Source organism: Montanilutibacter psychrotolerans, assembly GCF_003719825.1.
In the GTDB taxonomy this organism is placed as follows: Bacteria; Pseudomonadota; Gammaproteobacteria; order Xanthomonadales; family Xanthomonadaceae; genus Montanilutibacter; species Montanilutibacter psychrotolerans.
The window spans coordinates 49,953-75,655 of record NZ_RIBS01000005.1 but is presented as its reverse complement, the minus strand read 5'-3'; the positions used below and the strand labels follow the sequence as shown (position 1 = coordinate 75,655).

Sequence of the window (25,703 nt, the reverse complement as noted above, 5' to 3'; positions counted from 1 at the left end):
TCGCACGCGGGGAACACGTTGCGAGGATTGCGGGACGCACGGGGGCGAACCGCCCCGGCGCCTCGCAGCGCGTGCCCGGCCGCGAACGCCCCGCATCTGGCCTCGGCGACGTCGCTGGCCCATCATGGCCGCCCCCTTGGGCCAGCCGGCCTGCAGTGAGCCGTCCCCGTGCCCAGCGACAACCGCCCAGTCCCGTCCGCCATCGACCAGCCCGCGCCGCGGCTGGCGGTCATCGGCGGCGGACCGGCCGGACTGATGGCCGCCGAAGTCGCGCGGGCCGCGGGCGTCGACGTGCATGTCTACGAGGCCAAGGGATCGGTCGGGCGCAAGTTCCTGATCGCCGGCAAGGGCGGCCTCAACCTGACCCACGGCGAGCCGCGCCCTGGGTTCGATGCGCGGTATCGCGAGCGCGCGGCGCAGGTCGGCCGATGGCTCGACGTGTTCGACGGCGACGCGCTGCGCGAATGGGCGCGTGGGTTCGGCATCGACACCTACGTGGGCACCTCGGGCCGGGTGTTTCCCAACGATCGAAAGGCCGCGCCGTTGCTGCGCGGCTGGGTGCGGCGCCTGCGCGAATCGGGCGTGCATTTCCACGTTCAGCACCGCTGGACGGGTTGGTGCGACGACGGTGCGTTGCGCTTCGAAACGCCGGCAGGCGAGACCACCGTGCACGCGGACGCCGTGGTGCTGGCGCTGGGCGGCGGCAGTTGGCCGGAGCTGGGTTCCGACGGTGCCTGGGAATCCTGGCTGCGCGAGCGCGGCATCGACGTCGCACCGCTGCAGCCATCCAACTGCGGCTTCGACATCGGCTGGAGCGAGCACTTCGCCAGCCGGCACGCCGGTGCGCCGATCAAACCCGTGGTGGCCCATTGGATCGACGCGGAAGGTACGCACCACGCCCTGCAAGGCGAGTGCGTGGCAACCGCGACCGGTATCGAAGGCAGCCTCGTCTATGCCCTGTCGGCGCCGCTGCGCGATGCGATCGCGCGCGACGGCGCGGCGACGCTGGTGCTCGACCTGGCCCCGGGCCGCGAACCCGAACGCCTGCGGCGCGAGCTGGCCAAGCCGCGCAACGGCCGCAGCCTCACCGAACACCTGCGACGCCACGCCGGTATCGAAGGCGTCAAGGCAGCGCTGCTGTACGAAGTGCTGGGCAAGCAGGCGGTCAACGATGTCGACGCGCTGGTCGCCGCCATCAAGCAGCTGCCGCTGCGGCTGGCACGCGCGCGGCCCATCGCCGAGGCGATCAGCAGCGCCGGCGGCGTTCGCCTCGAAGCGCTGGACGACAACCTGATGCTGCGCGGACCGGACACGCCAGCGGCTGCGGGCATGCCCGCGTCGGGTGTGTTCTGTGCGGGCGAGATGCTCGACTGGGAAGCGCCGACCGGGGGCTACCTGTTGACCGCGTGCTTCGCCAGCGGCCTGATCGCCGGGCGCGGCGCGGTGGCATGGCTGGGTTCGAACGCGATGGCCGACCGGCCGGCTGGCGAGACCAGCCCGGCACCGTAGCGACCGGGCAATGGCAACCCGGCCGGGGCCGCCGACCGCGCGACAGTGTGCGCGGTGGCGACGTTTCGGCCGCTTGCGCTTACGGCTTCTCGATCAGGATCTGGTGCTGCGCGTACACGTGCGTGGTCGTCACCGGCACGATCACCGTCGGGATGATCATGTTGACGAAAACCACCTTGTAGCCGAGCTGGTAAAGCTGCGGCACCGTCTTGGCACCGGAAATGCCGGGGCAGACGTACGTGGTGCCGTTGTAGGGAAAACTGGTGCCGATCGAAATGGTCTGCCCGGTCTGGTCGCCCGACGAGATGCGGTGGGCGAACTTCGGCGAGAAACAGAACATGCCGGTGCCGGCCTGGGCGGTGGACGGAATGGCAAACACCAGGGCAGCGGCGGCGAGCGAAAGCAGGGAAATCCGGTTCATGGTTGTCCTTGAGTGCTGGAATCGGTTGCGATGCCGGTAGCAGGTCCGCGCCCGGCCTTGACGAACGACGCAGCCGGGCGGGCCGGCTGCGTGGCGATTCTAGCTTGCCCGGCGCGGCCGACGCCGGCCGCGGGCACCGGCCCCCGTCACCCGGGGCGTCAGACGGCTGCGGCGACGATCTCGCCGGCGCCATCCACCATCGGCTGCAGCTGCGGGTCCAACGCGACGCGCTGGTCGAACACGAAGCAGCGCCCGTCGTAGCCGTAGCCCCCCACCTGTTCGAAGTAGGCCAGGATGCCGCCCTCGAGCTGCAGCACGTTGTCCATGCCGTCGGCCTGCATCCACAACGCGGCCTTCTCGCAGCGGATGCCGCCGGTACAGAAGCTGACCACGGTGGCATCGCGCAACGCCTCGCGGTGCGGCGCCAGTGCATCGGGCAACTCGGTGAAGTTGTCGATCGGCAAGGTCAGTGCATCGACAAAGCTGCCGTAGCCGATCTCCTCGCGATTGCGGGTGTCCAGCAGCACCACGCGCCGGCCGGTGTCGTCATGCCCCTGCCGGAGCCAGCGCGCCAGCTCGGCCGGAGCCAGCGCCGGGGCACGGCCGGACAACGGCGAGGCATCGTCGCGGCGGAACGCGATGATCTCGGCCTTGACCTTGACCTTGAGCCGCGCAAACGGCTGGGCCGCGCTGCGGCTGTGCTTGACGACCATGTCGGCGAAGCGCGCATCGGCGCGCAGCGGCGCCAGGAACGCCGCGATGGCGGCCGCGTCGCCGGCCAGGAACAGGTTGATGCCCTCGCCCGCCACCAGCACGGTGCCGAGCAGTTCCCCGGCCCGGGCGCGCTCGCGCAACTGAGCGGCTAGTGCCTGCGGGTCGTCGATGGGGGTGAAGTGGTAGGCGGCGATATTGTCGATCATCGGCGCAATTTTACGGGGATGGGCGGGCGGGCGTACGCCCCGGGATGGCGCGGCGCTGCCCGAACGCGGCCGGACGCCGCCGCATCGGCGTCCGCGGCCCAGCCGCTACCGGCTCCCTGGCCGCCAGGCCGGTTGCCTGACGCGCCGGAAAGGCCGGCGATGCGCGATTCCCTTCCCGCACCGCCGTCCCGTGGCATGCCGCGCGACCGCCATCCGCCGGGAGCGTTCCCTCGCCCCCGGTGCGGCGCCCGGTCATGCCTTGTCACTGCCTGGTACCGCTCGCGCCGGTGGCGGGCATCCCTGTCCGCCACCGACGCCACCTGCCTGCCGCGACACCGCCGTCCGCCGGAGACGATCCGTCATCCCCGGTGCGGCGCGCGGCGAACCCTCACCACAGCTTGCGGACAGTCACCTGCGCCTTGGCCATGCCGCCCTGTCCGTCGCTGACGGAGTAGTAGAAGCGCTCGGTGCCGATGAAGCCCCGCGGCGCGGTGTAGATCACCCGCGAGCCGCTGATCGACACGCGCCCGCGGGCGGGCTGGCTCACGGCGACCAGGCTCAGCTCGTCGCCATCGACGTCCGTGTCGTTGGACAACACCGGCAACGACACGCTCGTCAGGCGCGTGCTGTAGCTGTCATCGACGGCGACCGGTGGCGAGTTGGGGGCGACGGTGGTCACCGCCACGGTTGCCTCCACGCTCGCGCGCCCGTAGCTCACGCGATAGCGGAAGCTGTCGACGCCGACATGGCCCGGCGTGGGCACGTAGGTCACCTGGTCGCCGGAGACGCTCGCAGTGCCGTGCGCCGGCTGGCTGGCGATGGCGTACGTCAGGGCGCCACCGTTTCCGATCGACCCGCTCAACGCCACCGTGACGGGAGCGCCGGCGTTGCTGGCGGTAACCACATCGGCCGCGGCAAGCGGCGCGTACATGCGATGCACGCGCACGCCGCCGGTCACCGACACCATCAGCAACGAGCCGTCCCGCGACAGCTTCGTACGGCCCTGGCCGAACGCGCGGTTGCCGGTATGCACGAAGCTGTCCTCGAAGTCGTAGCTGCCGACTTCGCTGAAGGTGCGGCTGTCGTACACCTTGACCTCGCCACCGCCCGACCAGGGCAGGTAGAGGCGGTCTTCGACCGGGTGGTAGGCCACGCCGATCGGCTGCGGACCGGCGTACTGCCCGATCGTGGCGACCTTGGTGTACGCCTCATTGTAGATGTAGGTGCCAAAGTAGGTCGGGATGGCGAACTGCCCACCGAGGCGGTCGGTGGCGATCTCGAAGTTGAACGCGCCGGTGCCACCGAAGCCCGACTGATACGCCAGCTGCGCCGTCGGCACGTCGTACAGGCCCCAGGGCCCGGCCGAACTGTTGCTTTCGGCGAAGGCGATGGTGCCACCGTCGCCACTGCTGGCCAGCATGGTGTCCTGGCGCACGCTGGCGATGTCGGTTGGCTGTCCGCCCGGCAACGCCAGCCGACGCATCGGCGCCCAGCCCGATCCGTTGTAGCGCGAGGTGGTCAGCAGGGTGTTGTCGTCGGCGTAGGCCACGGTGAACAGCCCCGCTTCGCCGAAGGCCAGCGGCGTTGCGTAACCCGTGGCCCCCAGGCTGTCCAGGTTCACGACATAGGCCCGTGCGAACCCGCCGTCGCCGAAGTCGTCGGCCACCGCCAGGCTGTTGCCGTCGGGCGACAGGTCCATGCCGCGCACCCGACCCGGCATCCACACCGGGTCGAGGAAGGTCTGGCTTTCGAGCTGGTAACGACGGATGTAGTTGCCGTCGGAGATGTAGACCAGTCCACGCTTGGCATCGTGAACCATGTCGATGCGCTGCGTCGCAGGAATGAACGTTCCGACGGCGATGGCGTTGCCCGACCACAGCGCCAGTCCTGCCAGGATTGCGGCGGTGAATTGCTTCAACTGCATGTGTTGCTCCTTGTCTGCCCGATGGGAAGACAGGATGCCGGTCGCACGTCGCACAGACCGCGACTGGAACGCGCCCGCAGCAACGATTTCGAACGTTTTTCCGGAACGCCGTCCTCAGCGCTTTTCGGTGATCGCGCGGCGCAGGTTGTTGCGCGCCTGGACGTCATACCGGTGATGGAAGAACTCGCTCAGGAAGATCCGTTCGCGCCCCACCAGGGCCTTCAGGAAACGGCGTCGATTGAGCCGGAACAACGGCCCTGGCACGTGCCCGCGGTACTCGGCGGCGATGCCGCGATGGTAGGCATCGAACTGCTCGGGCGCGGCACCCAGGATGGCCATGTCGGCATCCAGGAAATGCCGCGCGTCCTCGATTGCCGGATCGGCCGCCAGTGCCGCGTCGTCGATCTGTCCGTGGCGCGCAGTCATCGCGATCAAGTCGGCCACGCGCGTCGCATCGACCTGCCCGTGGAGCCAGTGCGCGATGTGCTCGCGGGCGAGCTGCGCCGAGCGTGCCTCGTTGTCGCGTCGTCCCGGCTGGTAGATGGCGTCGTGGTACAGCACGGCCAGCAGCACCTCGGCCGGTTGCCGCCAGCCCGGCCCCGCGGCCACGTCGGCGTAGTGGCGCAGCACCTCGCGCACGTGGCCGAAGTGGTGGTAGGCCCGCGCGGGCGTCGCATGCGCGGTCTGCAGCGCCGACCATTGCTCGGCCCCGATGCGCAGTGGCCAGTCGCGCTGCATGTCCGCGTCCATGTCGGTGCCGGCGCCGGGAGTTGTGGCGCTTGCGGGCGCGTCGTCGTTGCGGTGTTCGTGCTCGCCCATGCCGGTGACCTGTTCGTGGAATGCACAGCATGCAGGTGCCTGGCAGGCATGGCCAGCGCCTGACGCGGCCCGGCCGGCTGCCGGCAACCGCCCCGTCGGCGGCGACGGATACGCCGCCCGGTGACGCGGTTCATTACACTGCGTGCCCTGTCCCGTCGCATCGCAAGGCTTTTCCATGTCCGAACCCGTCCGCCTTTCGCGGCTCGTTGCCGACCTCGTCCGTTGCTCGCGCCGCGAGGCCGAGCAGTACATCGAGGGCGGCTGGGTCAGCGTCGACGGTACGGTCGTCGAGGAACCGCAGTTCACCGTCGCCCCCGACGCGCAGGTCAGCATCGCGCAGGATGCCGTGCTGGAAGCCAGCGAGCCGGCGACCATGCTGCTGCACAAGCCGGCCGGCGTCGCGTTTGCCGATTGCGCCTCGCTGGTGATTCCGGCCGAGCACGCCGAAGGCGACCTGTCTGGAATTCGCGAACTTCAACGCCACTACCGCCATCTCGCCCCGCTGATGGTGCTCGACGACGAAGCCAGCGGCCTGGTCGTGGTCAGCCAGGACGAGCGTGTCCTGCGCCGATTCCGCGAGGACGGCGCGCAGATCGAGCAGGAATTCGTGGTCGAGGTAAGTGGCAAGACCGGCCCGTACACGCTGGGCAAGCTGTCTCGCGGCCTCAGCTACCAGGGGCGCGCGTTGCCGCCGTGCAAGGTCAGCTGGCAAAACGAGGTGCGGCTGCGCTTCGCCATCCACGACGTGCGCCCGGGCCAGTTGCGGCACATGTGCAACGAGGTCGGGTTGGACGTCGTGGCGATCCGGCGTATCCGCATCGGCCGCGTGTCGATGGGCAAGATGCCGGCGGCGCAGTGGCGCTATCAGCCGCCGGCCGATCGCTTCTAGACCGGGCCGCCGGGTCGCGCGGCCGGTTGCGGCACGCCGCGTCGCAGCCACCACGCTGCCATCCACAACCAGGCCAGCACCAGCGCGATCACGCCCTTCTGCACCAGCCCGCGTGGCGCGTCACGCCACAGCGCCAGGGTCCACAGCGCCAGGAACGCGACCACCGCCAGCGTGAACGCCGGCAGGAAGCGCCCGCGCCACATCGCATCCCCGCGCAGCCGCCACGACTGCAGCAACATCGCGGTGGTCACGCACAGGAACGCCGCCTGCGCCGCAACGCCATGCACCCAGCCGGCAAAGGTCGGCGCCTGGCCGGGAAGATTGGATTCGGCCACGGCCGTCACCACCAGGGCCACGCCGGACACAGCAAACAGCAGCAGTGGCGCGGCACTGCGCGCATGCGCCGGCAGGGCCCGGTAGTAGCTGAAACCCAACGCCACCAGCGCCACGGCCAGCACGAAATAGCCCGACTGCAGGTAGCAGCCGTGCGCACCCGACAGGTACAAACTCAGCGGCGCGCGCTGCCAGTCGAGATCCTCACGCAGCCACTGCAACACCACCGTGACCATCGCGAACGCGGCCACACTTCCCAGCGAGAGCTGCGCGAGGATCGCCACCATCGATCGCTCCGGGGAAGTCCGGCCCACCGGCCGTACTGCCGTCGTCAGCACGGCATCGTCACCGATGTCGCTGACACGCAGCACCGGCCGCACGTCGTTGTTGCCTGCATCGTCCTGTCCAGTCCGGTCCATCCTGACCATTGCCACTCCCGGTTGCGTGCATCGCCGGATCGGCCAGCGCACGCGCCGGCCGATCGGTCCTTGTGGCTCAGTACGAGCCCATGAAGTCGCGCTTGCCCACCTCGACGCCGTTGTGGCGCAGCAGGGCGTAGGCGGTGGTGACATGGAAGAAGAACTGCGGCAGGCCATAGCTCAACAAATAGGTCTGGCCGTCCAGCGTGCGTTCCTTCGGCGTACCCGGTCGCAGCACGATCGCGCGCTGCTCGCTGCCCTCGAACAGCGTCGCTTCCAGGCCGTCGATGAAGGCCAGGGTGGTGGCGACGCGGGCGCGCAGTTCATCGAAGCCCTGCTCGTTGTCCTCGTACGAGGGAACCTCGACACCGGCAAGGCGCGCCGGGACGCTCTTGGCGAAATCGCACGCGACCTGCACCTGACGAGTCAGCGCGAACATGTCCGGGAACAACCGTGCCTGCAGCAGCGCCGGCGGGTCGATCTTGCGCTCGCCGGCATGCGCGGCGGCCTTGGCAAGCAGCGCGTCGAGACTGCCGAGCATCTGCTTGAACACCGGCACGGAGGCGGAATACATCGAAATCGTCATGGGAAACCTCTTGCGTGGGGGATGCGGGTGGTGGTGCACGGCCAGCGATCGGCTGACGCGTGCCTCGTTGCGGTTGAATCAACGCCGACGGCAGCCGTCGCTTGGACCCGTGAACCGGGTCATTGGTTCGGCATGGGTACCGGTTCAGCGACCCAGCAGTTTGGCCAGCACCGCCTGCGCTGCGCCATCGCCTTTCTCGCCGAGAAAGCCGGTGATGACTGGCAGGAAGTTCCTGGCGGTGTCCAGGTCGACGCCCAGCTTGGAGAAACCGTTTGCAAGCGTCATCAGGTCGCCGGCCTGGCCGCCGAGCAGCCCGCCAAGCGCGCCCATCAGGCCGCCGTCGTCCTCGCCCGGTGCCGCTGCGATGAGGTCCGCCGCACCGGGCACGGCATTGGCCAACGAGGCGAATTCGCTTCCGGCAAGCCGGTCCTGGGCCAGCTTCAGCAGCAATCCGGTACCGCCACGTGCCTGCTGATCGTTGATGCCGAGCTGCGAAACCAGCATCTGCACGAGGTCCATCGGTGTCTCCGGTTTGCGGTCAGGGAGCGGCAAGCTACTCCAGTGCGTGCCCGGTTGGAACCACCGCGACGAGACGGACCGTCGCGTGCGGCGCTAGCTGCATGGGGCGGGTCTCCGTATGGTGGTGGCATGTCGTCGTTGAAATACCTTGTTGGCTATCCCGAACCCGTGCTGGAACAGGTGCGCGCATTGATCGCCGCCGGCAAGCTGGAGGCCCACCTGCGCGAGCGCTACGGCGAGGCGCACGCGGTGCGCAACGACCGCGCGCTGTACGACTACACGGTCGAGATGAAGAACCGCTGGATGCGCACGGCCCCGCCGCTGGCGAAGGTGGCCTACGACAACCACCTGCACGTGGTGCAGCAGGCACTGGGCACGCACACCTCGGTGTCGCGCGTGCAGGGAGGGCGACTCAAGGCCAGTCGCGAGATTCGTATCGCCACGGTGTTCCGCGACGCCCCGGCCGAGTTCCTGCGCATGATCGTGGTGCACGAACTGGCGCACCTGAAGCATCGTGAGCACGACAAGGCCTTCTACCAGCTGTGCACGCACATGGCCGGCGATTACCACCAGCTCGAGTTCGACACCCGCCTCTACCTGACCCAGTTGTCCCTCGCGGGCCAGGGCTGACGAAGTTCAGCAGCCCCGGCTGCGCAGGAGCGCCACGACCTGCCCGTTCACACGGGTGTCCAGCGTGCGGGCCTGGTCGGGCCGTGCCTGCCAACGCGAACGTCGACGCTCGATCCCATCGGCGGTCTCGCTCTGGTATTCGCGCAACGCCGGGCACCCGGCCTGTTCGATGCCACAGCCCAGCGCGCGCAACTGCGCCAGGTTCGCCGCGAGGCACTGCGCCGGGGTGGCGCTGCCACCGGATGCGACCGCCACGACCGCGCGACTGGGCACGTTGCGGACGGTCGGTGCCGCCGGCTTGGGCGCGGGCGGCCGCGTGGGTGCCGCAGCCTGTCCGGGAGCCGGGGTATCGCTGTAGACCGTTTGGCCGTTGGCGTCCTTCCACTTGTAGACCTGGGCCTCGGCCGGGCCGGTGGCGAGCGAGATCCCCAACAGCATGACGATGGCGAACAGGGCAGCGGGCAATCGCATGGGCGGCACGGCATCGGACGGTGGCCGCGCGATCATAGCCAGTCCGCTTGCCGCGAACGGCCTGCGCCCGGCTCGCCCCGACGTCCGGTCAAACGCCCCCGCCCGACGGCCGGCAGGTGCCTGGCCTAGACCTCTGCCCGCCCGTGCGATCAGGCCGGTGCCCTGTGGTCCGGGGCCGTCAGTCGGCGCTGGACTGTCCTGGGGCAGGCCAGCTCGGCAAGGCGCGCCCGGTTTCGAGGGCGCCTCCCGCGGTTCTTTCTGAACCCTCCGATCGGTCCCGCAGGGCGCGGGGGTGTACGATGGCCCGGCACCACGTCACCTCATGCGTCTCGCCCGGCCGCTGCACAGTCGCCCGCTTCGCTCCTCTCACGCGTCACCGTTCCGCCTGTGCGGACCGACGCCCCCTCGGGAGCGCCCATGCCGGGTCATGCCACCACCCCGTTTTCGGATTGTCGCCAGCCCGCTGCGACACCGCCCGTCGTTATACGCGGTGCGGAGCCGTGCGCATGAGCCGCCAGCGCAATGCCATCGACGACATCGTGCCCTCGGCCGCGCCCGTTGCCGAGAAGGTCTGCTGCAGCGCCTGCGATGCGGTCTGTTGCCGCCTCACCGTGGTGGTGATGCCCGACGATCCGGTCCCGCGCCAGTACGTAGAGCGCAGCGTGCAGGGCCTGGATGTGATGGCGCGCGATTCCGACGGCTGGTGCGTCGCGGTCGACCATTCGCGCATGTGCTGCAGCATCTACGAACTGCGCCCGGCGATCTGCCGCAAGTTCGCCATGGGCAGCAGCTATTGCCGCGAGGAGCGCGAGAAGTACCGCACCCGCTTCGACCAGGGTATCGAGCTACACCTGCTTTGAGCCAACGCCCCCGAAATATCGGGAGCCGGTGCGATCCCCTCTGGACGAACTCCGGCGCCTCCGTCCAAACTCGGGCGTATGGAAATCCGGATCGATGTCGCCCGCCACGTCGACGCAACGCCCAGCCGGGTGTTCGCGTTGCTGCTCGATCCTGTCGCATTCCCGGCCACTTTCCGTGGCTATGGTCCGATCGCCGCGATCGAGCGCATCGTCCTGGACGCGCCGCCCGCACTGGGCAGCACGCGCAGCATCCACAACGCCGATGGCAGCGTGCTGCGCGAACGCATCACCGCGCTGGAACCCCCACACCGTCACGCCTACCGCCTTGACGGGTTCGTCGCGCCGTTTGCGTGGCTGGTGCGCGCTGGTCATGCCGACTGGCGAATCGACACGCAACCGTCGGGTTCGTTGCTACGCTGGAGTTACCGATTCGAACTCACCTCGCCGCTGCTGTGGCCGCTGTGCTGGCCGTTGCTGCGCGTGTGCATGAAAGCGGCCATGACGCGCTGCCTGGACGCGATCGCCGTCGCCTGCCAACCCGACGAAACCGGAGACCGCCGCTGATGGAGCAATGGATCCTGCTGGCGATGGCGCCGGTATTCCTCGGCCTGATCGCCCTGGAGGCGTGGTACTGGCGGCGTCGCCGGCCCGACGCGTACAGCCTCGCCGATACCTTGTCGAACGCGGGCCTGGCGTTGATGCACCAGGCCTCCGATGCGCTGGCAGGGCTGCTGGTGATCGGCGTGTACACGGTGGCCTATCGCTATCGCCTGTTCGAGATCGATGCCAGCATCGCCAGCGTGTTCGTGCTGTTTCTCGCGCAGGACTTCTTCTACTACTGGTTCCATCGCGCCAGCCACCGCATCCGCTGGATGTGGGCTTCGCACGTGACCCACCACTCCTCGCCGCGGTTGAATCTCTCGACCGCGTTCCGCCAGAGCCTGACCTACCCCATCTCGGGCATGTGGCTGTTCTGGTTGCCGCTGGCCTGGATCGGCTTCGAACCACGCCATGTGGTCGCGGTGGTGGCGATCAACCTGGGATTCCAGTTCTTCGTGCACACCGAAGCGATCGGCCGGCTGGGCTGGCTGGAGCGGGTCTTCAATACCCCTTCGCACCACCGCGTGCACCACGCGCGCAACCCGCGCTACATCGATCGCAACTACGCCGGCGTGCTGATCATCTGGGACAAGATGTTCGGCACCTTCGTCGAGGAAGATCCGGCAGTGAAGTGCGAGTACGGCATCGTCAACCCGATCCACAGCCACAACCCGATCACGCTGACCTTCCACGAATGGCGCGCGATGCTGCGCGACGCTGCACGTCCGCAACGCCTGCGCGCGCGCCTGGCGCAGCTGTTCGGACCGCCCGAGCGTTCGCATGCCGACTCGGAGGCCGGTCTCGACGTCGGCATCGCGGCCGGCGATCCCCAGCCAGAACACACCAGCGGCCACGGCGGCTGAATCGCGGAAAGCACCACGCCGCGCCATCCCTTCTGGCCGATTAACGGCATCTGGCGATGTGACCGCAATCGCAGACGCCAGCGCGTCCTGGTCGTCTCATTGTCCCGTCACAGGGGGCAATGCCATGAGCGCACAGAAACCCGTCCGGCCGGACCGGCTGGAACGCATCCTTCGAGCCATGCTCGCCGCCGCATTGCTGTGTGCGGTTGCCTGGGCCTGGATGGACGGCAGCGGCGGGCCGTCAGCACAGCCGATGTTCTGACAGCCGCGCCCTAACAACTGCTCCCAGGCAACCGCGTTCTGACGTCCTCGTTCTTCGCCCGTCCTCGGGACCGAAGACGGGCCAAGGCCGTTCATCCGCGCTGGATCGAGACGTCCTGGGCCACCGGCCCGCGCAACCACGCTTGTGCCTTGGGCACACCCGGCTGCGTTGCGACCGGTGCGCAGTGCTCCTGGCCGTCGCCATCGGACACCGATTCGGCCGCCTGCCCTTTCGTACAACGGTGGTGGGCAGACCCGCGCGCTAGGGTCCCTCGACCGATTCCGGAGCCCGGTATCCCACCGGCCGGACACGGCGGGAGGAATTCCGATGAACAGCAGGTTCTGCAGGTTCGGCCTGGCCGCATTGCTGTGGCTGGCGCTGGCACCCACGGCATGGTCGGCGTGCCGCGACGCGGTGGTGCTGGTGCATGGCAACGCCGGAACGCCGGCGGATTTCGACAACACCTACGCCGAGCTGCGCGCACGCGGCCTGGCCGCTGGGGAGATATTCCGGCCCAACTGGGGCAGCAAAACCTGCGCCGGATGCAACGACCACAGCGGCAGCGAGGAAGCCCCCGTGCTGGCGGCCATGGTCGATGCCATCGCGACGTCGTGCACGGGCCGCATCGACGTCATGGGCCACTCGATGGGCGCCACGCTTGCCGCCAGCCAGATCGCGCGCAACGGCCTGAGCGGTGACGTGGACGCCTTCGTCGGCATTGCCGGCGCGTTCCGCGGGCTGTGGTCGTGCGGCACCTACCCGTTCAACGTCGCCAACAGCACCTGCGGCAGCCAGGGGCTGTCGGTGTCGAGCCCGTTCCTGGACGACCTGTACGGTCGGCAGTTCGGCAGTCGCGTGTATTCGATCAAGTCGTACTACGACCAGATCGTCTGCTATGCCGGCGTGTGCACGGTCGGCGGCATCCACTCCTCGTCGATCTGGAACGAAACGGCCAGCACCACCTACGCCTACGGCCACTTCGGCCTGCTCAGCCAGACCGCGTCGCTGCAGGCCAATTTGATTCAGTAGCGCTCGGCACGGCGGCGCAATGCCGGCTGCTCAAGGTACAGCGCGTATGCGCGACGGCTTCGCCCCGGCGTGCAAACCACCCCACCCTCGCGTCGACTGTCGGGTCGACGCGAGGCGCTGGCTGACGACTCCGCGACTCAGCGGGCCGGCGCCACCGGCATGCCCGATCCGGCCGTGTACGGGAACTTGGCGAAGATCGCAGCCACCGATGCATCCGCCGCGGTAGCGCGTTGCTGCGGCGTCTTCTGCGTGACGCGACCGATCGCATCACCGGTCCAGACCAGGTGGTTGCGTGCGGCATCCACCAGATCGACGGTCAGGGTGCCTTCGGTGTACTGATCCACCTCGGTCTGGTCGTACCAGATCGGCACGCCAACGTAACGACGCGCGCGGAAGCTGTAGAAGTAGTGCACGTCGGTGCGTGGCATGCTGTACACCTCGGTCTTCTCGCGGACCACGCCCTGGAAGTTCACGCGAAGGCCGGGACTCTGGGCATCGAACACATAGCCGCGCTTGTCCATTTCGCGGCGCACGGAGGCCTTGATCTGGTCGGTGAGGTAGCTGGTGTAGCCCGACTCCTCCATCGCCAGCGGCTGGTAGAAGCCGTAGGTGCGATAGCGCGAGAAGTCGGCCGCCGGGTCCACGTCGGTGCGCACGCGCGGACCGGTCGCGCACGCGCTCAACAGCACCAGGACAAATGCTGCCGACAGGAAACGGGCAATTCGGTTGCGGTGCTTCATGGCACACCTCGGGGATTGGGACGTTAAGCGCAAGTTAGCAACAATTTCCGGCATGGCCAGTGAACGAAATCACGCCGGCAGACCGCGCTTCCCCGTCGAATCTGCCAGCACCGACGGCGCCGCATTGGCGCTTGCAGGCGCGGCGCGTCGGGCGTATCGTCCGCGCCCTTCGCCCACATGGGCACAGCCGCCGGAACGCCCGCTTCGATGCACCACGCCCACGACGCCCTCCAGCACGACGCACGACAGGCCGATGGCCTGCGCACGGGTGCCGCCTGGTTCGTCGCTGGCCGCAGCGAGGCCGGCATCCGCCGCAACTGACCTTCCCAAACGGGAGGTCGGCCCACCGATCTCCCGGGAAACGCGAACGCCTCCGGGGCCCCGCTCCGGGGGCGTTTTGCCATTCGCTCACTCCATCGTCACGCCCACATTCACCGCACGCTTCGCGCGGCATGGGCACATACAGAATCCGGCGGCCGTGATGAGGCCGCAGCCCGTCCACCCGGGCACCATCAGGAACACCCCATGGACACGCAACCGCACTACGAACTCCTGCACGCCGAAGGTTCCACCACCCCGATCAAGGGCTGGGTGCACGGCGTTCCCCTGGAAGAGCAGGCCCACCGCCAACTCCAGAACATCGCCGCGCTGCCATTCGTCGGACCGTGGGTAGCGGTGATGCCCGACGTTCACCTTGGCAAGGGCGCGACGGTCGGATCGGTCGTGCCAACGCGCGGCGCGATCATCCCGGCCGCGGTCGGCGTCGACATCGGTTGCGGCATGGCCGCCGTGCGCACCACGCTGCGCGCCGCCGACCTGCCGGACAACCTCGCCCTGCTGCGCTCATCGATCGAGCGCGCCGTACCGGTCGGCAACGGACCCGGCGGCGACCACCGAAAGCTGCCCGACAGCATCGCCACGCGACTGGCCCACTCGGGGTTGGCCGATCGCCTGGCGACGATCAAGGACAAGCACCGCAAGATCCGCACCGACAAGCTCCACAACCAAACCGGAACGCTCGGTGGCGGCAACCACTTCATCGAGGTCTGCCTGGACGAGTCGGACGCGGTGTGGGTGATGTTGCACAGCGGTTCGCGCGGCACCGGCAACCTCATCGGCACCTACTTCATCGAGCGTGCCCGCGAGGAGCTCGCGCGTCGCGTCCTGGGTTTCCACCTTCCGGACCGCGACCTCGCCTTCTTCCTGGAAGGCGAGCCGTTGTTCGACGACTACGTCGAAGCCGTGTCGTGGGCGCAGGACTACGCACGCAACAACCGCGAGGCGATGATGGCGCGGGTGCTCCACGAGATGCGCCAGCGGCTGCCGAAATTCCAGCTCGAGAAGCTGGCGGTGAACTGCCACCACAACTACGTTCAACGCGAACAGCACCATGGCGAGTCGCTGCTGGTCACCCGCAAGGGCGCGGTCAGCGCGCGCGAGGGCGAACTGGGCATCATTCCCGGCAGCATGGGCACACGCAGCTATATCGTGCGCGGCAAGGGCAACCCGGACAGCTTCCACAGCTGCAGCCACGGTGCCGGCCGGGTCATGAGTCGCACCCAGGCACGGCTGAGCATCACGCTGAAACAGCATCGCGAGGCAACCGCGCACGTCGAGTGTCGCAAGGACGCGGCGGTGATCGACGAATCGCCCGCGGCGTACAAATCGATCGATGCGGTGATGGCGGCCCAGTCCGACCTGGTCGAGGTCGTGCACACGCTGCGCCAGGTGGTGTGCATCAAGGGCTGAGCCGTGCCCGAACCGCATGCCCCATCTCGGGGGCATCGTGTCGCGCAAACCGCACGCGTCGCAGCACCGCTCCGAATCGGACCCGCTACCCGCCGGAACACCGAATGCGGTGTCAGGTCGATCGCATCCCCGCTGATCGCGGGGCACGTCGCGTCAGACCTTCTTGAGGTAACACGCCTTCAGCATGAAGTTGCCGGCGTCCATCTTGCAGTCGACCTCGTGGTCGCCGGCAACCAGGCGGATGCTTTTCACCTTGGTGCCCATCTTCAGCGTGGTCGAGGAACCCTTGACCTTGAGGTCCTTGATCAGCACCACCGCGTCGCCGTCGGCGAGCACGTTGCCGTTGGAGTCGCGAACGACACCGTCATCGCCGGTGTCCGCGGCCTCGGCGGCTTCGGCCATGGGCCATTCGTGGCCGCAGTCGGCGCAAACGTAGTTGTCGCCATCGGGGTAGGTGTTCTCCATGGCGCATTGCGGGCAGGCGGGAATCGTGGACATGCGTCGTGCCTGGCGGCTGAGCGGGAGGGGCAGCGATTATACGCGCCGGCCGTCGTCGGCCCGGCACGCGGCGCGCTACTCGTGCGCAGGCCATCGATCTATTGCGCTGCGGCGACGGGCGCGGCGTCGGCGACTTCTTCCAGTTCGATGTCAAAGGTGAGCAGCGTGTTCGGCTCCACCTTGCCGGCCAGGCCGCGCTCGCCGTAGCCAAGCGGCCCGGGAATCCACAGCCGGTAACGGCTGCCGACCGGCATCAGCATCAAGCCTTCGATCAGGCCCGGCATCAGCCGATTGACCACGAATTCGCCCGGATGGTCCGTCGCCCGGGTGTCCTCGAGCGTGCTGCCGTCGAGCCGGGTGCCCGTGTAGTGCATGCGCACGGTGGCGTCGCGTCCGGGCCGCGCGCCCTCGCCCGCTTTCAGCACCTGGTACTGCAAGCCCGACGCGGTGACCCGCACGCCGTCGCGCCCGCGGTTGTCGGCCAGGAAGCGTTCGCCCAGCGCCAGGTTCTTCGCCGCCATCTGCTTCTCCAGATCGGTCCGACGCTGCTGCAGGTGCGCGGTCAGCTGCTTGCGCACGGCATCGGCCGCCGCGTCGTCCAGCAATGGCGTGCCGCCGGCGTGCACGGTGCGCAATCCTTGCAGCAGCACCTCGATATCGAGGTCGTCGTCGATGGCGGCAACCTGCCGGCCCAGGTCGAGCCCAACCACGTAACTCATCCGTGCGCGATCGCTGTCGAGCGTCGCGGTAGCCGTCGCATTCGCCTTCGCCGTGTTGTCGGGCGACGAAGGTGCGCAGCCGGCAAGCAACGTGGCAGCAATCGCGAATGCCAGCACGCGGATCAGGGTGGAAGCGTTGGTTTGGCGCATGGGCTGCCTCGATGAGAGATCAGGGAGGAAACGGAGATCCGATCGCGGTGCCGATCCACCGCGTGCATCAGCGAGCAAGCGCATCGCCGCGCACTCAATCGGTCACCGCGAAGGTGAGCATCATGCCCATGTCCTCGTGCTCGAGGTTGTGGCAATGGAGCATGTAGCGCTGCGTGCCGGTGAACGGCTGACTGAAGTCGATCGCGATACGCACGACCTCGCCGGGCCACACCACCACCGTGTCGCAATACCCCATGTCCTGCGGCCCGCGACCGCCCTCGGCCACCGCGCGGCCGCGCACGTCCGGCGGGCTGATCGCGCGCGACAGAACACGGAACGGGAAACCGTGCAGGTGGATAGGATGCGGCATGCTGGTCATCGCGTTGCGCAGCTCCCAGATCTCGCGGCTGCCGCGCCTCACGCTGAACACCGGTTCGTGGCCGGTGTCGTTGAAGTTCCAGTCGTTGATGAACCAGCGCCCCTCCGAATCCATGCGCAGGCGCAAGTCACGCACCGGCCAGCCCGCCGTGTCCGGCAATGCGGGCAGCTCCGCCAGACGCGCCGGCAGCGCGTCGAACGCGCGATGCAACGGCACACCGTCGCCGGCCTGGACGCGCAGTTGCATGATGTCCAGCGCACCGCCCATCGGCACGGCGCCGGGATGGTCGGCGATCGGGTCGCCGGCAAACGCGCCGGACTCGTCCTCGTTTTCCATCGCGGCGTAGTCGAGACTGCGCAGCATCACGTGCTCGCCTGCCGCGATGCCGCCGAAGTCGACCAGCACGTCGACGCGTTGCGCCGGTGCGAGGAACAGATCATCCATGGGCCACGGTTGCGCCAACAGCCCGCCGTCGACGCCCAGCAGCTGCATCGGCAACGGCTGGCCGTCGTGCACGAACGCCGGTCGCAGCATCCGCGCGTTGCAGACATTGGCGATGCGGAATCGGTACAGGCCGGGCACGACATCGAGGTACGGCTCGGGCGTCCAGTTGACCAGCATCCGATTGCCGATCCAGTCGTCGGCGCAGTCCTTGTAGGTGATCGCATTGCCGGCATCGACCTGCTTGTCGGCCAACATCAACGGCAGGTCGCGTTCGCCCCAGGCCAGGCCGAGACGTTCGCGCAGCGCCAGCTCCTCCTCGTCCTCGACCATCAGCAGGCCGGCCAGTCCCATCTGCAACTGACGCCCGGTGCGGTGGTGCGGATGCGCGTGGTACCAGTACAAGCCAGCGCGGTCGCGCACGGTGTAGCGAATGCGCTGGTGCGCGCCGGCGGGCAGCGGGTGCAGGCCGCTGCCGTCGTTGGCTTCGTCCAGCGCCAGGCCATGCCAGTGGACCGTGGTGACCTCGGTCAACCGGTTGTGCAGTTGCAGGTCGATCGCCTCCCCGCGTCGCGCGCGAAGCAGCGGGTTCGCAAGCCGTCGTCCTTCGTGCTCGGCCGCGTAGTGCCAGACCTCGGTGTCTGCGCCGGCGAGCACCTGGAACCGCGACGCCTGCGCGGTCAACGTCCCGGCGCGCGACAACGGCAGTTCGGCCATCAGGCCTTCGCGCCCGGGGATCCGCAGCGGCTCGATGAACCGCTGGGCGGGCGATGCGGCGGGCGCGGCGACCGATGCCGTCGATGCTGCCGTGCGGGTGCCGCCGCGCAGTTGCCGCCATGCAAACGGTGCGGCCGCGGCGACGCCCGCCGCGGCGGCAAGTGCGGTCAACAACCGTCGGCGTTGCGTGTCGGTCATGGCGATTCGTGGGTTGCGCTGCGGTGGATGTGCGACGCCGGCGTCGGATCGAACTGCGCGAATCTAGCATCGGATTGCAACAATCCGGCGACACCATAGCGGCCCATGGCGGCCGGAACCGTGGCCGCCAGCGCGGGCGCGAACCAACGCGGCTATGCTCGGCCCGTCCCATACCCCGACATGTTCCGACGCCCAGTACGTGACGATCGCCACGATTCGCCGGCGTCGGCACGACGATGATTGGCGGCGCCGGGACGGAAGCCGGGGCGGGCTTGCAGCAGCCGCCGCGCGACAGACCGTCGCGATCCACCACCCACTTCATTCGCACTCAAGGAAGGCCGCAGTGAACGACGCACCCAAGGGAAGGACCGTCAACGGCTCGGTGCTGTTGGCAGCAACGATCGCGACACTGCTCGCCGCGCCGTTCGCGCAGGCCGCGCAACGCACGCTGCAGCTGGCCGAAGACGGCGCGGGCAGCCGCAGTCTGCGCACATCGCGCAGCACGTCGCTCCTGGTCGCACCGCCAACGCGCGTCTGCGAGCCGGGGGCGAAGTGGGTGCGCCTGGGCTTCGATTCGCTGGTGCTCAAGAACTACGACAGCCTGACCCTGGTCAGCTCCGGTGGCGATCGTCTGCGCTTCGAGGGCGGACAGTGGAACAACCGTGCCTTCCATGCGCGTGCATTGCGCGGCGAGTGCGTCGACATCCAGGCCAGCTTCGGCGATCCCGACAGCCGCTACGCGCTGTCGGGCTACGACTTCGGCAGGCGCGCGCTGGTCGACACACCGGTGGTGGTCGCTGGTGCCGGCGACATCTGCGACAGCGGGCTGGCATGTTCCGGCACGTCGGACCTGATCGTCTCGATCAATCCGACTGCCGTGTTCACCGCCGGCGACAATGCGTACGGCAGCGGCACGCTGGCCCAGTACAACAGCTATTACGAACCGTACTGGGGCCGCTTCAAGGCGCTGACCAGCCCGACGCCCGGCAACCACGAGTACCTCACCACCAATGCCAAGGGCTACTTCGACTACTACAACGGCGTCGACGTGCAGGACGGCCCGGCCGGCAATCGCAGCAAGGGCTATTACAGCTGGGACGTGGGCGAATGGCACTTCATCGCGCTCAACACCACCTCCAGCGGCAACCCGGACACCACGCAGATCAACTGGCTGAAGGCCGACCTGGCGGCCAACACCAAGCCCTGCACCGCGGCCTACTTCCATCACCCGCTGGTCAGCCGAGGCAACTACACCGGCTACAGCGGCGTGAAGCCGTTCTGGGATGCGCTGTATGCCGCGAAGGCCGACCTGGTGCTCAACGGCCACGATCACAACTACCAGCGCTACGCCAAGATGAATCCGAGCCAGCAGTCCGCTGCCGACGGCATCGTCGAAGTGCTGGTGGGCACCGGCGGGCGGAGCTTCTACGGACTCAGCGGCAGCCACCCGCTGCTGGCGGCCAGCAATGCCAACACGCATGGCGTGCTCAAGCTCAGCCTCACCGCCACCGGCTACACCGGCGAGTTCGTGCCCAAGTCCGGTGGTGGCGGCTTCACCGACTCCTTCAGCGGCACGTGCAACAAGGCCAGTGGCGGCAATGCCGCGCCGGTCGCGAATTTCAGCAGCGCGATCAGCGGCCTCGTTGTCGCCTTCACCGACAGCTCGACCGACAGCGACGGCACGATCGCCTCGCGCAGCTGGAGCTTCGGTGACGGCACCACCTCCACCGCCACCAACCCCAGCAAGACCTACACCGCCGCCGGCAGCTACACCGTCACCTTGACGGTCACCGACGACGACGGCGCGACCAATGCCAAGAGTGCCACCGTCACCGTCGGCAGCAGTGGCAACGTGCTGAGCAACGGCGTCCCCGTGACCGGCATCAACGGCACCAAGGACGTGCCGCTGCGCTGGACGATGGTTGTACCGGCGGGTGCTACCGGGCTGTCGTTCGTGACCGCCGGCAGCAACGGCGACGCCGACCTGTACGTGAAGTTCGGCAGCCAGCCGACCACCTCCTCGTACGACTGCAAGTCCGACGGGAGCAGCAGCAACGAGACGTGCAACATCGCCACGGCCCAAGCAGGCACGTACCACGTGCTGGTTCAGCCGTATGCCTCGTTCACCAACCTCACGCTGACCGGCAGCCACGGGACCGGTGGCGGTGACACGCAGACCTACAGCAACACCGCCGACTACACGATCAACGACAACGCCACGGTCGACAGCCCCATTGCGGTGTCGGGCCGCACCGGCAACGCACCGGCCAACGCATCCATCACGCTCAGCATCGTCCACACGTACCGGGGCGACCTCAAGGTGGACCTGGTTGCGCCGGATGGCACGCTCTACAACCTCCACAACCGCAGCGGCGGCAGCGCCGACAACCTGTCGGGCACCTTCTCCCGCAACCTGTCGAGTGAGGCACTGAACGGCACCTGGAAGCTGCGCGTCAACGACAACGCATCCGGCGACACCGGCAAGATCGACAGCTGGAGCATCACGTTCTGACGATCGGGTTTCTGTCCCGGACGCGCACGACCGTACACGCAACCCGGAATGCACGAAGCCCGCCACCATGCGGGCTTCGTGCTGTGGGGTGGTCGAAGGGCAAAGTCATCGCCCTCGAACCGATTACAACCAGTCGCGATGGTGGCCCGTGGCACGGCGTTACGCCGTCGATCAGCGGCCACGCTCCTTCACGGTCGCGCCGTGATCAGTGCCGATCGTTGTCGGCGTCACCGGGCATGGCATCTTCGATGCGATGCCACGCCGCCATCGCAGCGTCGCGCGCCTTGTCCCAACCCATGCGCATGTCGGCCTTCAGGCTCTCGTAATCGGCCTTCATCCTGGGTTCGGCGTCCTCGAAGCGATGGCCGCCATAACGCGTGTGTCCGTCGTAGCCGGCGCGATAGCCGGGCTCGTAATCGGAGAACGGACGGCCGGCCTCGTAGTACGGCTCCTTGTTGTAACGCTCCAGCCAATAGGTGCGATCGGTGTCGAATGCCAGTTCGTTGGACTGGGCGCGCTGCTTGGCGTCGGCGTCGCGCTGCTGGTTCATCGGGCTGTTCTTCTGGTTCGGGTTGTTCTTCTGGTTCTGGTGCTCCTGGCGGGTCATGGGAGTACTCCGGTTGGGTCGTTGTGCCTTGCGGCGCGACGACGTTACCCCGCTGCCTGTCAGGGCAACGTCGCGATGGCGTTGGCATCGCGTGAGCCGCGCGCATTCATCGTGTTCGGATTCATCGCGCTGAACAGCCACGGCTGAATCGCTATCCAGTTGTGCACGGACGTTGCGCGAGCAGACGCGACATTCGCGATGCGTCGACGTGTCGTCCGCTAGCGTCGTGCTGTGACATCGATTTGTGAGGTGAACGCCATGACGCGTGGAGACAAATCCGCCTACACCGACAAGCAAAAGCGCCAGGCCCGACACATCGAAGAAGGCTACGAGGCGCAGGGCCTGTCGAAGAAGGCCGCGCAGAAGCGCGCCTGGGCCACCGTCAACAAACGCGACGGCGGCGGAAAGCAGTCCGGCTCCGGCCGCGCCAACCACCCGGCAAGGTGACAACCGACATGGCCGCCCATCGAAAGCCCGCAACGACACCGAAGCAGCCCACGACGTCGCCCGCCCCGACGATTGCCCGCACCGTCGCGCGACAACGCGCCATCCAGCGGGCCGTCGATGCCGCAGACGCGGCCAGCTCCAACAAGAAGCCCGGCGCCGGCAAGCCGGTACAGGCCGGCCCACGTGTCCAACCGCGCAATCCGATGCCGGCGCAACACCTCGTCAAACCCGGCAACGAGCACGAACTCGAACTGCAGCCGCGGTTCCTCGCTCCGGACTACCGAGGAAGCGGCAAACTTGACGGCATGTGCGCGATCGTCACGGGCGGCGACTCGGGAATCGGCCGAGCCGTCGCGGTGCTGTTCGCCCGCGAAGGCGCCGACGTTGCCGTGCTCTACCTGAGCGAGCACGCGGATGCGAAGGCCACCGCTTCGCTGGTCGAGCTGGAGGGCCGTCAATGCATGACGATCGCCGGCGACGTCAAGGACCCGGCGTTCTGCGAGCGCGCCGTCGGCGAGGTGGTGCATCGGTTCGGACGGCTCGACATCCTGGTCAACAACGCGGCGTTCCAGCAGCACTGTGCGTCGCTGACCGACCTCAGCGACGCGCACCTGCAGGAAACGTTGCAGACCAACATCGCCGGCTACTTCCACATGGCGCGCGCGGCGCTACCGCACCTGCCCAAGGGCGGCTCGATCATCAACTCCGGCTCCGAGACCGGTCTGTTCGGCAGCGAGGGCCTGCTCGACTATGCCGCCACCAAGGGCGCCATCCATGCATTCACCAAATCGCTGGCCAGCCAGCTGCTGACGCGCGGCATCCGAGTGAACGCCGTCGCTCCCGGACCGGTATGGACACCGTTGAATCCGGCCGACCGGCCAGCCAGCGACGTCGCCAAGTTCGGCCAGGACAGCGACATGGGCCGGCCCGCACAACCCGAGGAGATATCGCCGGCCTATGTGTTCCTGGCGTCCCCGGTGTGCGCATCGTATGTCAACGGCGTGATCCTGCCGGTCATGGGCGGCCCCCGCGGCTGAGGCACACGGCGCGTCGAAGGCGGGCGCGGTCATCGCGCACACGGCGTCCGTTCCGTCATCGCAGCCCACACGCCTCGAAGCGTGCCCCTTGGCGCGCCGCGGGTGCGCGGCCAGCATCGTGAGGCGGGCCATGACGTAGGATCGACTGGCGCACGTCACGGAAGACGCCATGTCCCGCGAGCCTTCATTGTTCATCGTTGCCCTCCCCCGCTCGCTCTCCAGCGTGGTTTTCGAGCAATGCCGCATCGCGATGAAGTTGTGTGCGCCGCAATGGACGAGCGCCGGCGAACTGCTCAACGCCGATCGCCACCTGTTCGCACGCGGCCTGGGCCAGGCGCACAAGTTCAATCCACCCGAGGACGCCGCGATGCATGAGTACCTGCATGCGTTCCTCGACGATGCCGTGCAACCGACTGGCTGCATCTACAAGGACGTGGTGCATCCGTTCGCCGCCAGCGCCTGGCTGCGAGGCCGGCGGCTTCCGTTGCTGCGGATCCACCGTCCGCTCGCCGACGTGGTCTGGTCGATGACGCGCGCCGGATGGGACTACCCCCGACACGCCGCGCCCGCAGAGCTGGCGCCGGCCGACCGGCCCATCTACGGCCTGATGCGCGCTTGGCGCGCGCTGCAATCGCTGGACGCTGTGGAGATCGCATTCGACGACCTGCTGGACGACGACTCCGTCCTGCAGCGCGCGTTACAAAGGCTTTACCTGCGATGCGACATCACCGTGCCCGATTACCGCGACAGCGCGTTCCGTGCGTACATGGAGGAAGTGCGATTGCGGCGGGACAGCGATCAGTGGCGGGCGATCGACGCGCGCATCGCCGCGTTGGAGCAGGAGCATTTCGCATCGCCCTGACGAAGCCGCGGCGGCCGCCGCTCAGGCCCGGTCGCCCTGGTCGAAGACGAACCTGCTGCGAACGCGCTGGTCGAGGACGCGCTGGCGCAAGGCCTCGATGACGCGCTCCATCACCGGCTCCCAGTCGCCGGCATCGGATTGACGGAACAGGCGCATGCCCGGGTACCACGGCGTGTCGTCGCGTCCGACTTGCCACCGCCAATCGGCCGGTTCGGACAGCAGCACCCAGGTGGGCGCGCCCAACCCGCCGGCCAGGTGCGCCATGGCCGTGTCGACAGTGACCACCAGGTCCATGTCGATGACCAGGGCGGCCGTATCGGCGAAATCGCCGAGCGTGGCGGCATGTGCGCGGACGCGCGGCTCGCCCGCGCACACGTGAGCACCACCAAACTGGAGCGAGTGCAGTACGACGCCGTCGACGTCGCCCAGGCGCGCAAGCACCTGCAACGGGATATCGCGACGCGACGCCGCCGGATGGCTCGCGCGGCTCGCCCACACGATGCCGACGTGCACGCTCGAACGGTCGCCCGTATCGCCTCGCAGGTCCCGGCTAGCGATGCCGGGGGGCACGTGCAGGTACGGGAGGTTGGCGGGTATGCCCATGCGCGGATGGAAGATGCGCGCCAGGCTCATCAACGGGATCTGCAGGTCGTAGCCGATCGGCACATCGACGCCGCCGATCACGCGCTCGACGCCGCTCAGATTGCCGAACAACGCCAGCAGCGGCGGTGGCACCTGCAGCCAGACGCGTCCGCCCAGCGCGGCGATGCAGTCCAGGTAGCGCGCGAACTGAAGTTGGTCGCCCAGCCCCTGCTCCATCCACACCATCACGATTGCGCCATGCAACGGCGACCCGTCCCAAACAGGTGCCGTGGTCGCGGGAAACGGCGGCGGCCGGCCACCCGCGCCGAAGCGCCATTCGTAGTGCTGCCAGCCCTCGGCGTAATTCCCTTCGATCAGCAGCAACTCGGCCAGGTCCTGATGGCTGGCGACATCGTCCGGCGCACGCGCCACGGCTTCGTGCAACGCAGCGATCGCCTCGGTTGATCGTCCCGCAGCGCGATGCAGCGTGGCCAGGTTGCGCCACGGCACGTGCCACTGCGGCGCGAGTCCGGTTGCCCGCGCGTACGCCGCCAGCGCCGCCTGCACCGCGCCCAGGTGCTCAAGCACGATGCCACGCCGGTTGTGTGCTTCGGCGGCATCCGGGGCCAGCGCGATCGCGTTGTCGCAGCCGATCAGGGCCTGGTCGTACTCGCCCAGCTCGCGAAGTACCGCCGAACGCGCAAGGTGCAGCTCGACCGCGCCCGGAAAGCACCGGATGCCCTCATCAAGCGCAGCCAGCGCCGCGTCGTGCTGGCGCAGGGATTGAAGGAGCGCGGCGAGGTGGCGATGCGAATCGAGCTGGCCCGGATGGCTGTCGCGCAAGCGTCTGAGGCAGGTCGTTGCCGCGTCCATGTCCCCGACGCGCGCGAACCCTGCCGCGGCCTCCAGCGCGGCGTGCAGCGGCGCTGGAGGCTGCGTTGGCGACACGGGCTCGCCATCGGCCTGACCCGGCCGATCAGCCGCTTCGATGGGCGGCTCGATGGTCATGGC

General features: G+C 68.3%; 27 protein-coding genes. 13 read left to right on the top strand and 14 right to left on the bottom strand.

Annotation, left to right across the window (positions count from 1 at the left end; genetic code table 11):
* Positions 1-201: 201 nt before the first annotated feature.
* Complete coding sequence (locus tag EER27_RS11480) at positions 202-1,509, top strand: TIGR03862 family flavoprotein (protein WP_263316936.1); 1,308 nt, start codon at positions 202-204, stop codon at positions 1,507-1,509.
* A 79-nt stretch (positions 1,510-1,588) separates the two neighbouring features.
* Here the strand turns inward: EER27_RS11480 and EER27_RS11475 are convergent, their stop codons facing one another.
* The 4 genes from EER27_RS11475 to EER27_RS11460 form a co-directional block, all read right to left on the bottom strand.
* Entirely contained in the window at positions 1,589-1,930 is a 342-nt protein-coding gene (locus tag EER27_RS11475) for a hypothetical protein (protein WP_123088262.1), read from the bottom strand.
* 158 nt (positions 1,931-2,088) lie between these two features.
* Complete coding sequence (locus tag EER27_RS11470; protein ID WP_123088261.1) at positions 2,089-2,850, bottom strand: sulfurtransferase; 762 nt, start codon at positions 2,848-2,850, stop codon at positions 2,089-2,091.
* A 388-nt stretch (positions 2,851-3,238) separates the two neighbouring features.
* Entirely contained in the window at positions 3,239-4,774 is a 1,536-nt protein-coding gene (locus tag EER27_RS11465) for an Ig-like domain-containing protein (protein WP_123088260.1), read from the bottom strand.
* Positions 4,775-4,888: 114 nt separating this feature from the next.
* Positions 4,889-5,512, bottom strand: a complete 624-nt coding sequence (locus tag EER27_RS11460; RefSeq protein WP_123088494.1) for an HD domain-containing protein — start codon at positions 5,510-5,512, stop codon at positions 4,889-4,891.
* A 256-nt stretch (positions 5,513-5,768) separates the two neighbouring features.
* Here EER27_RS11460 and EER27_RS11455 point away from each other — a divergent pair, with 256 nt between their 5' ends.
* Positions 5,769-6,482: an rRNA pseudouridine synthase gene (locus EER27_RS11455; RefSeq protein ID WP_123088259.1), complete on the top strand. Its 714-nt coding sequence runs from the start codon at positions 5,769-5,771 to the stop codon at positions 6,480-6,482.
* Here the strand turns inward: EER27_RS11455 and EER27_RS11450 are convergent.
* The 3 genes from EER27_RS11450 to EER27_RS11440 form a co-directional block, all read right to left on the bottom strand.
* Complete coding sequence (locus EER27_RS11450; protein ID WP_223807299.1) at positions 6,479-7,234, bottom strand: DUF998 domain-containing protein; 756 nt, start codon at positions 7,232-7,234, stop codon at positions 6,479-6,481. The two genes, EER27_RS11455 and EER27_RS11450, sit on opposite strands and share 4 nt — an antisense overlap.
* A gap of 76 nt (positions 7,235-7,310) precedes the next feature.
* On the bottom strand, positions 7,311-7,820 hold the full coding sequence (locus EER27_RS11445; RefSeq protein WP_123088258.1) for a DUF1993 domain-containing protein: 510 nt from the start codon (positions 7,818-7,820) through the stop codon (positions 7,311-7,313).
* A 144-nt stretch (positions 7,821-7,964) separates the two neighbouring features.
* On the bottom strand, positions 7,965-8,339 hold the full coding sequence (locus EER27_RS11440) for a DUF2780 domain-containing protein (protein ID WP_123088257.1): 375 nt from the start codon (positions 8,337-8,339) through the stop codon (positions 7,965-7,967).
* Positions 8,340-8,468: 129 nt separating this feature from the next.
* On the opposite strand from EER27_RS11440, the gene EER27_RS11435 reads away from it, so the two are divergent.
* Positions 8,469-8,969 carry a M48 metallopeptidase family protein gene (locus EER27_RS11435; RefSeq protein ID WP_123088256.1) on the top strand — a complete coding sequence of 167 codons (501 nt, stop codon included), beginning with the start codon at positions 8,469-8,471 and terminating at the stop codon, positions 8,967-8,969.
* Positions 8,970-8,975: 6 nt separating this feature from the next.
* Here EER27_RS11435 and EER27_RS11430 read toward each other — a convergent pair whose 3' ends face one another.
* Positions 8,976-9,440 carry a DUF4124 domain-containing protein gene (locus EER27_RS11430; RefSeq protein WP_123088492.1) on the bottom strand — a complete coding sequence of 155 codons (465 nt, stop codon included), beginning with the start codon at positions 9,438-9,440 and terminating at the stop codon, positions 8,976-8,978.
* A 506-nt stretch (positions 9,441-9,946) separates the two neighbouring features.
* Here EER27_RS11430 and EER27_RS11425 point away from each other — a divergent pair.
* The 5 genes from EER27_RS11425 (at position 9,947) to EER27_RS11410 (ending at position 13,054) form a co-directional block, all read left to right on the top strand.
* Positions 9,947-10,300: a YkgJ family cysteine cluster protein gene (locus EER27_RS11425; protein ID WP_123088255.1), complete on the top strand. Its 354-nt coding sequence runs from the start codon at positions 9,947-9,949 to the stop codon at positions 10,298-10,300.
* 78 nt (positions 10,301-10,378) lie between these two features.
* Positions 10,379-10,864, top strand: a complete 486-nt coding sequence (locus tag EER27_RS11420) for an SRPBCC family protein (RefSeq protein ID WP_123088254.1) — start codon at positions 10,379-10,381, stop codon at positions 10,862-10,864.
* A complete protein-coding gene (locus EER27_RS11415; RefSeq protein ID WP_123088253.1) occupies positions 10,864-11,763 on the top strand; it encodes a sterol desaturase family protein in 900 nt (299 codons plus the stop codon). Before EER27_RS11420 ends, EER27_RS11415 begins: the two co-directional genes overlap by 1 nt.
* A 124-nt stretch (positions 11,764-11,887) precedes the next feature.
* Positions 11,888-12,025: a hypothetical protein gene (locus tag EER27_RS17120; protein WP_190285761.1), complete on the top strand. Its 138-nt coding sequence runs from the start codon at positions 11,888-11,890 to the stop codon at positions 12,023-12,025.
* 327 nt (positions 12,026-12,352) lie between these two features.
* A complete protein-coding gene (locus EER27_RS11410) occupies positions 12,353-13,054 on the top strand; it encodes an alpha/beta fold hydrolase (RefSeq protein WP_123088252.1) in 702 nt (233 codons plus the stop codon).
* 137 nt (positions 13,055-13,191) lie between these two features.
* On the opposite strand, the gene EER27_RS11405 is transcribed toward EER27_RS11410, so the two are convergent.
* Positions 13,192-13,794 (bottom strand): DUF4136 domain-containing protein, encoded by a 603-nt coding sequence (locus tag EER27_RS11405; protein WP_123088251.1) that lies wholly within the window; start codon positions 13,792-13,794, stop codon positions 13,192-13,194.
* Between the two features lie 525 nt (positions 13,795-14,319).
* On the opposite strand from EER27_RS11405, the gene EER27_RS11400 reads away from it, so the two are divergent.
* The gene (locus tag EER27_RS11400) at positions 14,320-15,543 is read left to right on the top strand and encodes an RtcB family protein (RefSeq protein ID WP_123088250.1); all 1,224 of its coding nucleotides are present in this window, start codon (positions 14,320-14,322) and stop codon (positions 15,541-15,543) included.
* Between the two features lie 153 nt (positions 15,544-15,696).
* Here the strand turns inward: EER27_RS11400 and EER27_RS11395 are convergent, their stop codons facing one another.
* The 3 genes from EER27_RS11395 to EER27_RS11385 form a co-directional block, all read right to left on the bottom strand.
* Positions 15,697-16,041: a zinc ribbon domain-containing protein YjdM gene (locus EER27_RS11395; RefSeq protein WP_123088249.1), complete on the bottom strand. Its 345-nt coding sequence runs from the start codon at positions 16,039-16,041 to the stop codon at positions 15,697-15,699.
* A gap of 98 nt (positions 16,042-16,139) precedes the next feature.
* Positions 16,140-16,910 carry an FKBP-type peptidyl-prolyl cis-trans isomerase N-terminal domain-containing protein gene (locus EER27_RS11390; protein WP_190285760.1) on the bottom strand — a complete coding sequence of 257 codons (771 nt, stop codon included), beginning with the start codon at positions 16,908-16,910 and terminating at the stop codon, positions 16,140-16,142.
* Between the two features lie 94 nt (positions 16,911-17,004).
* Positions 17,005-18,645: a multicopper oxidase family protein gene (locus EER27_RS11385; protein ID WP_123088247.1), complete on the bottom strand. Its 1,641-nt coding sequence runs from the start codon at positions 18,643-18,645 to the stop codon at positions 17,005-17,007.
* Positions 18,646-18,988: 343 nt separating this feature from the next.
* Between EER27_RS11385 and EER27_RS11380 the strand changes: the two genes are divergently transcribed.
* A complete protein-coding gene (locus EER27_RS11380) occupies positions 18,989-21,157 on the top strand; it encodes a proprotein convertase P-domain-containing protein (RefSeq protein ID WP_190285759.1) in 2,169 nt (722 codons plus the stop codon).
* Between the two features lie 205 nt (positions 21,158-21,362).
* On the opposite strand, the gene EER27_RS11375 is transcribed toward EER27_RS11380, so the two are convergent.
* On the bottom strand, positions 21,363-21,764 hold the full coding sequence (locus EER27_RS11375) for a hypothetical protein (protein ID WP_123088245.1): 402 nt from the start codon (positions 21,762-21,764) through the stop codon (positions 21,363-21,365).
* Positions 21,765-22,022: 258 nt separating this feature from the next.
* Between EER27_RS11375 and EER27_RS11370 the strand changes: the two genes are divergently transcribed.
* The 3 genes from EER27_RS11370 to EER27_RS11360 all read left to right on the top strand — a co-directional run bounded on the left by EER27_RS11370 (position 22,023) and on the right by EER27_RS11360 (position 24,110).
* Positions 22,023-22,211 (top strand): hypothetical protein, encoded by a 189-nt coding sequence (locus EER27_RS11370; RefSeq protein ID WP_123088244.1) that lies wholly within the window; start codon positions 22,023-22,025, stop codon positions 22,209-22,211.
* A complete protein-coding gene (locus tag EER27_RS11365; protein WP_425480841.1) occupies positions 22,136-23,248 on the top strand; it encodes an SDR family oxidoreductase in 1,113 nt (370 codons plus the stop codon). The genes EER27_RS11370 and EER27_RS11365 overlap by 76 nt, the downstream gene beginning before the upstream one ends.
* 169 nt (positions 23,249-23,417) lie before the next feature.
* On the top strand, positions 23,418-24,110 hold the full coding sequence (locus EER27_RS11360; protein ID WP_148041009.1) for a hypothetical protein: 693 nt from the start codon (positions 23,418-23,420) through the stop codon (positions 24,108-24,110).
* A gap of 21 nt (positions 24,111-24,131) precedes the next feature.
* On the opposite strand, the gene EER27_RS11355 is transcribed toward EER27_RS11360, so the two are convergent.
* Positions 24,132-25,700 (bottom strand): tetratricopeptide repeat protein, encoded by a 1,569-nt coding sequence (locus EER27_RS11355; RefSeq protein ID WP_123088241.1) that lies wholly within the window; start codon positions 25,698-25,700, stop codon positions 24,132-24,134.
* Between the last annotated feature and the right edge of the window lie 3 nt (positions 25,701-25,703).

What these genes read in the sequence shown, in the direction of transcription:
- EER27_RS11475 (WP_123088262.1), bottom strand. Translation starts at nt 1,930, where the DNA reads ATGAACCGGATTTCCCTGCTTTCGCTCGCCGCCGCTGCCCTGGTGTTT.
- EER27_RS11470 (WP_123088261.1), bottom strand. Translation starts at nt 2,850, where the DNA reads ATGATCGACAATATCGCCGCCTACCACTTCACCCCCATCGACGACCCG.
- EER27_RS11465 (WP_123088260.1), bottom strand. Translation starts at nt 4,774, where the DNA reads ATGCAGTTGAAGCAATTCACCGCCGCAATCCTGGCAGGACTGGCGCTG.
- EER27_RS11460 (WP_123088494.1), bottom strand. Translation starts at nt 5,512, where the DNA reads ATGCAGCGCGACTGGCCACTGCGCATCGGGGCCGAGCAATGGTCGGCG.
- EER27_RS11455 (WP_123088259.1), top strand. Translation starts at nt 5,769, where the DNA reads ATGTCCGAACCCGTCCGCCTTTCGCGGCTCGTTGCCGACCTCGTCCGT.
- EER27_RS11450 (WP_223807299.1), bottom strand. Translation starts at nt 7,234, where the DNA reads ATGGACCGGACTGGACAGGACGATGCAGGCAACAACGACGTGCGGCCG.
- EER27_RS11445 (WP_123088258.1), bottom strand. Translation starts at nt 7,820, where the DNA reads ATGACGATTTCGATGTATTCCGCCTCCGTGCCGGTGTTCAAGCAGATG.
- EER27_RS11440 (WP_123088257.1), bottom strand. Translation starts at nt 8,339, where the DNA reads ATGGACCTCGTGCAGATGCTGGTTTCGCAGCTCGGCATCAACGATCAG.
- EER27_RS11435 (WP_123088256.1), top strand. Translation starts at nt 8,469, where the DNA reads ATGTCGTCGTTGAAATACCTTGTTGGCTATCCCGAACCCGTGCTGGAA.
- EER27_RS11430 (WP_123088492.1), bottom strand. Translation starts at nt 9,440, where the DNA reads ATGCGATTGCCCGCTGCCCTGTTCGCCATCGTCATGCTGTTGGGGATC.
- EER27_RS11425 (WP_123088255.1), top strand. Translation starts at nt 9,947, where the DNA reads ATGAGCCGCCAGCGCAATGCCATCGACGACATCGTGCCCTCGGCCGCG.
- EER27_RS11420 (WP_123088254.1), top strand. Translation starts at nt 10,379, where the DNA reads ATGGAAATCCGGATCGATGTCGCCCGCCACGTCGACGCAACGCCCAGC.
- EER27_RS11415 (WP_123088253.1), top strand. Translation starts at nt 10,864, where the DNA reads ATGGAGCAATGGATCCTGCTGGCGATGGCGCCGGTATTCCTCGGCCTG.
- EER27_RS17120 (WP_190285761.1), top strand. Translation starts at nt 11,888, where the DNA reads ATGAGCGCACAGAAACCCGTCCGGCCGGACCGGCTGGAACGCATCCTT.
- EER27_RS11410 (WP_123088252.1), top strand. Translation starts at nt 12,353, where the DNA reads ATGAACAGCAGGTTCTGCAGGTTCGGCCTGGCCGCATTGCTGTGGCTG.
- EER27_RS11405 (WP_123088251.1), bottom strand. Translation starts at nt 13,794, where the DNA reads ATGAAGCACCGCAACCGAATTGCCCGTTTCCTGTCGGCAGCATTTGTC.
- EER27_RS11400 (WP_123088250.1), top strand. Translation starts at nt 14,320, where the DNA reads ATGGACACGCAACCGCACTACGAACTCCTGCACGCCGAAGGTTCCACC.
- EER27_RS11395 (WP_123088249.1), bottom strand. Translation starts at nt 16,041, where the DNA reads ATGTCCACGATTCCCGCCTGCCCGCAATGCGCCATGGAGAACACCTAC.
- EER27_RS11390 (WP_190285760.1), bottom strand. Translation starts at nt 16,910, where the DNA reads ATGCGCCAAACCAACGCTTCCACCCTGATCCGCGTGCTGGCATTCGCG.
- EER27_RS11385 (WP_123088247.1), bottom strand. Translation starts at nt 18,645, where the DNA reads ATGACCGACACGCAACGCCGACGGTTGTTGACCGCACTTGCCGCCGCG.
- EER27_RS11375 (WP_123088245.1), bottom strand. Translation starts at nt 21,764, where the DNA reads ATGACCCGCCAGGAGCACCAGAACCAGAAGAACAACCCGAACCAGAAG.
- EER27_RS11370 (WP_123088244.1), top strand. Translation starts at nt 22,023, where the DNA reads ATGACGCGTGGAGACAAATCCGCCTACACCGACAAGCAAAAGCGCCAG.
- EER27_RS11360 (WP_148041009.1), top strand. Translation starts at nt 23,418, where the DNA reads ATGTCCCGCGAGCCTTCATTGTTCATCGTTGCCCTCCCCCGCTCGCTC.
- EER27_RS11355 (WP_123088241.1), bottom strand. Translation starts at nt 25,700, where the DNA reads ATGACCATCGAGCCGCCCATCGAAGCGGCTGATCGGCCGGGTCAGGCC.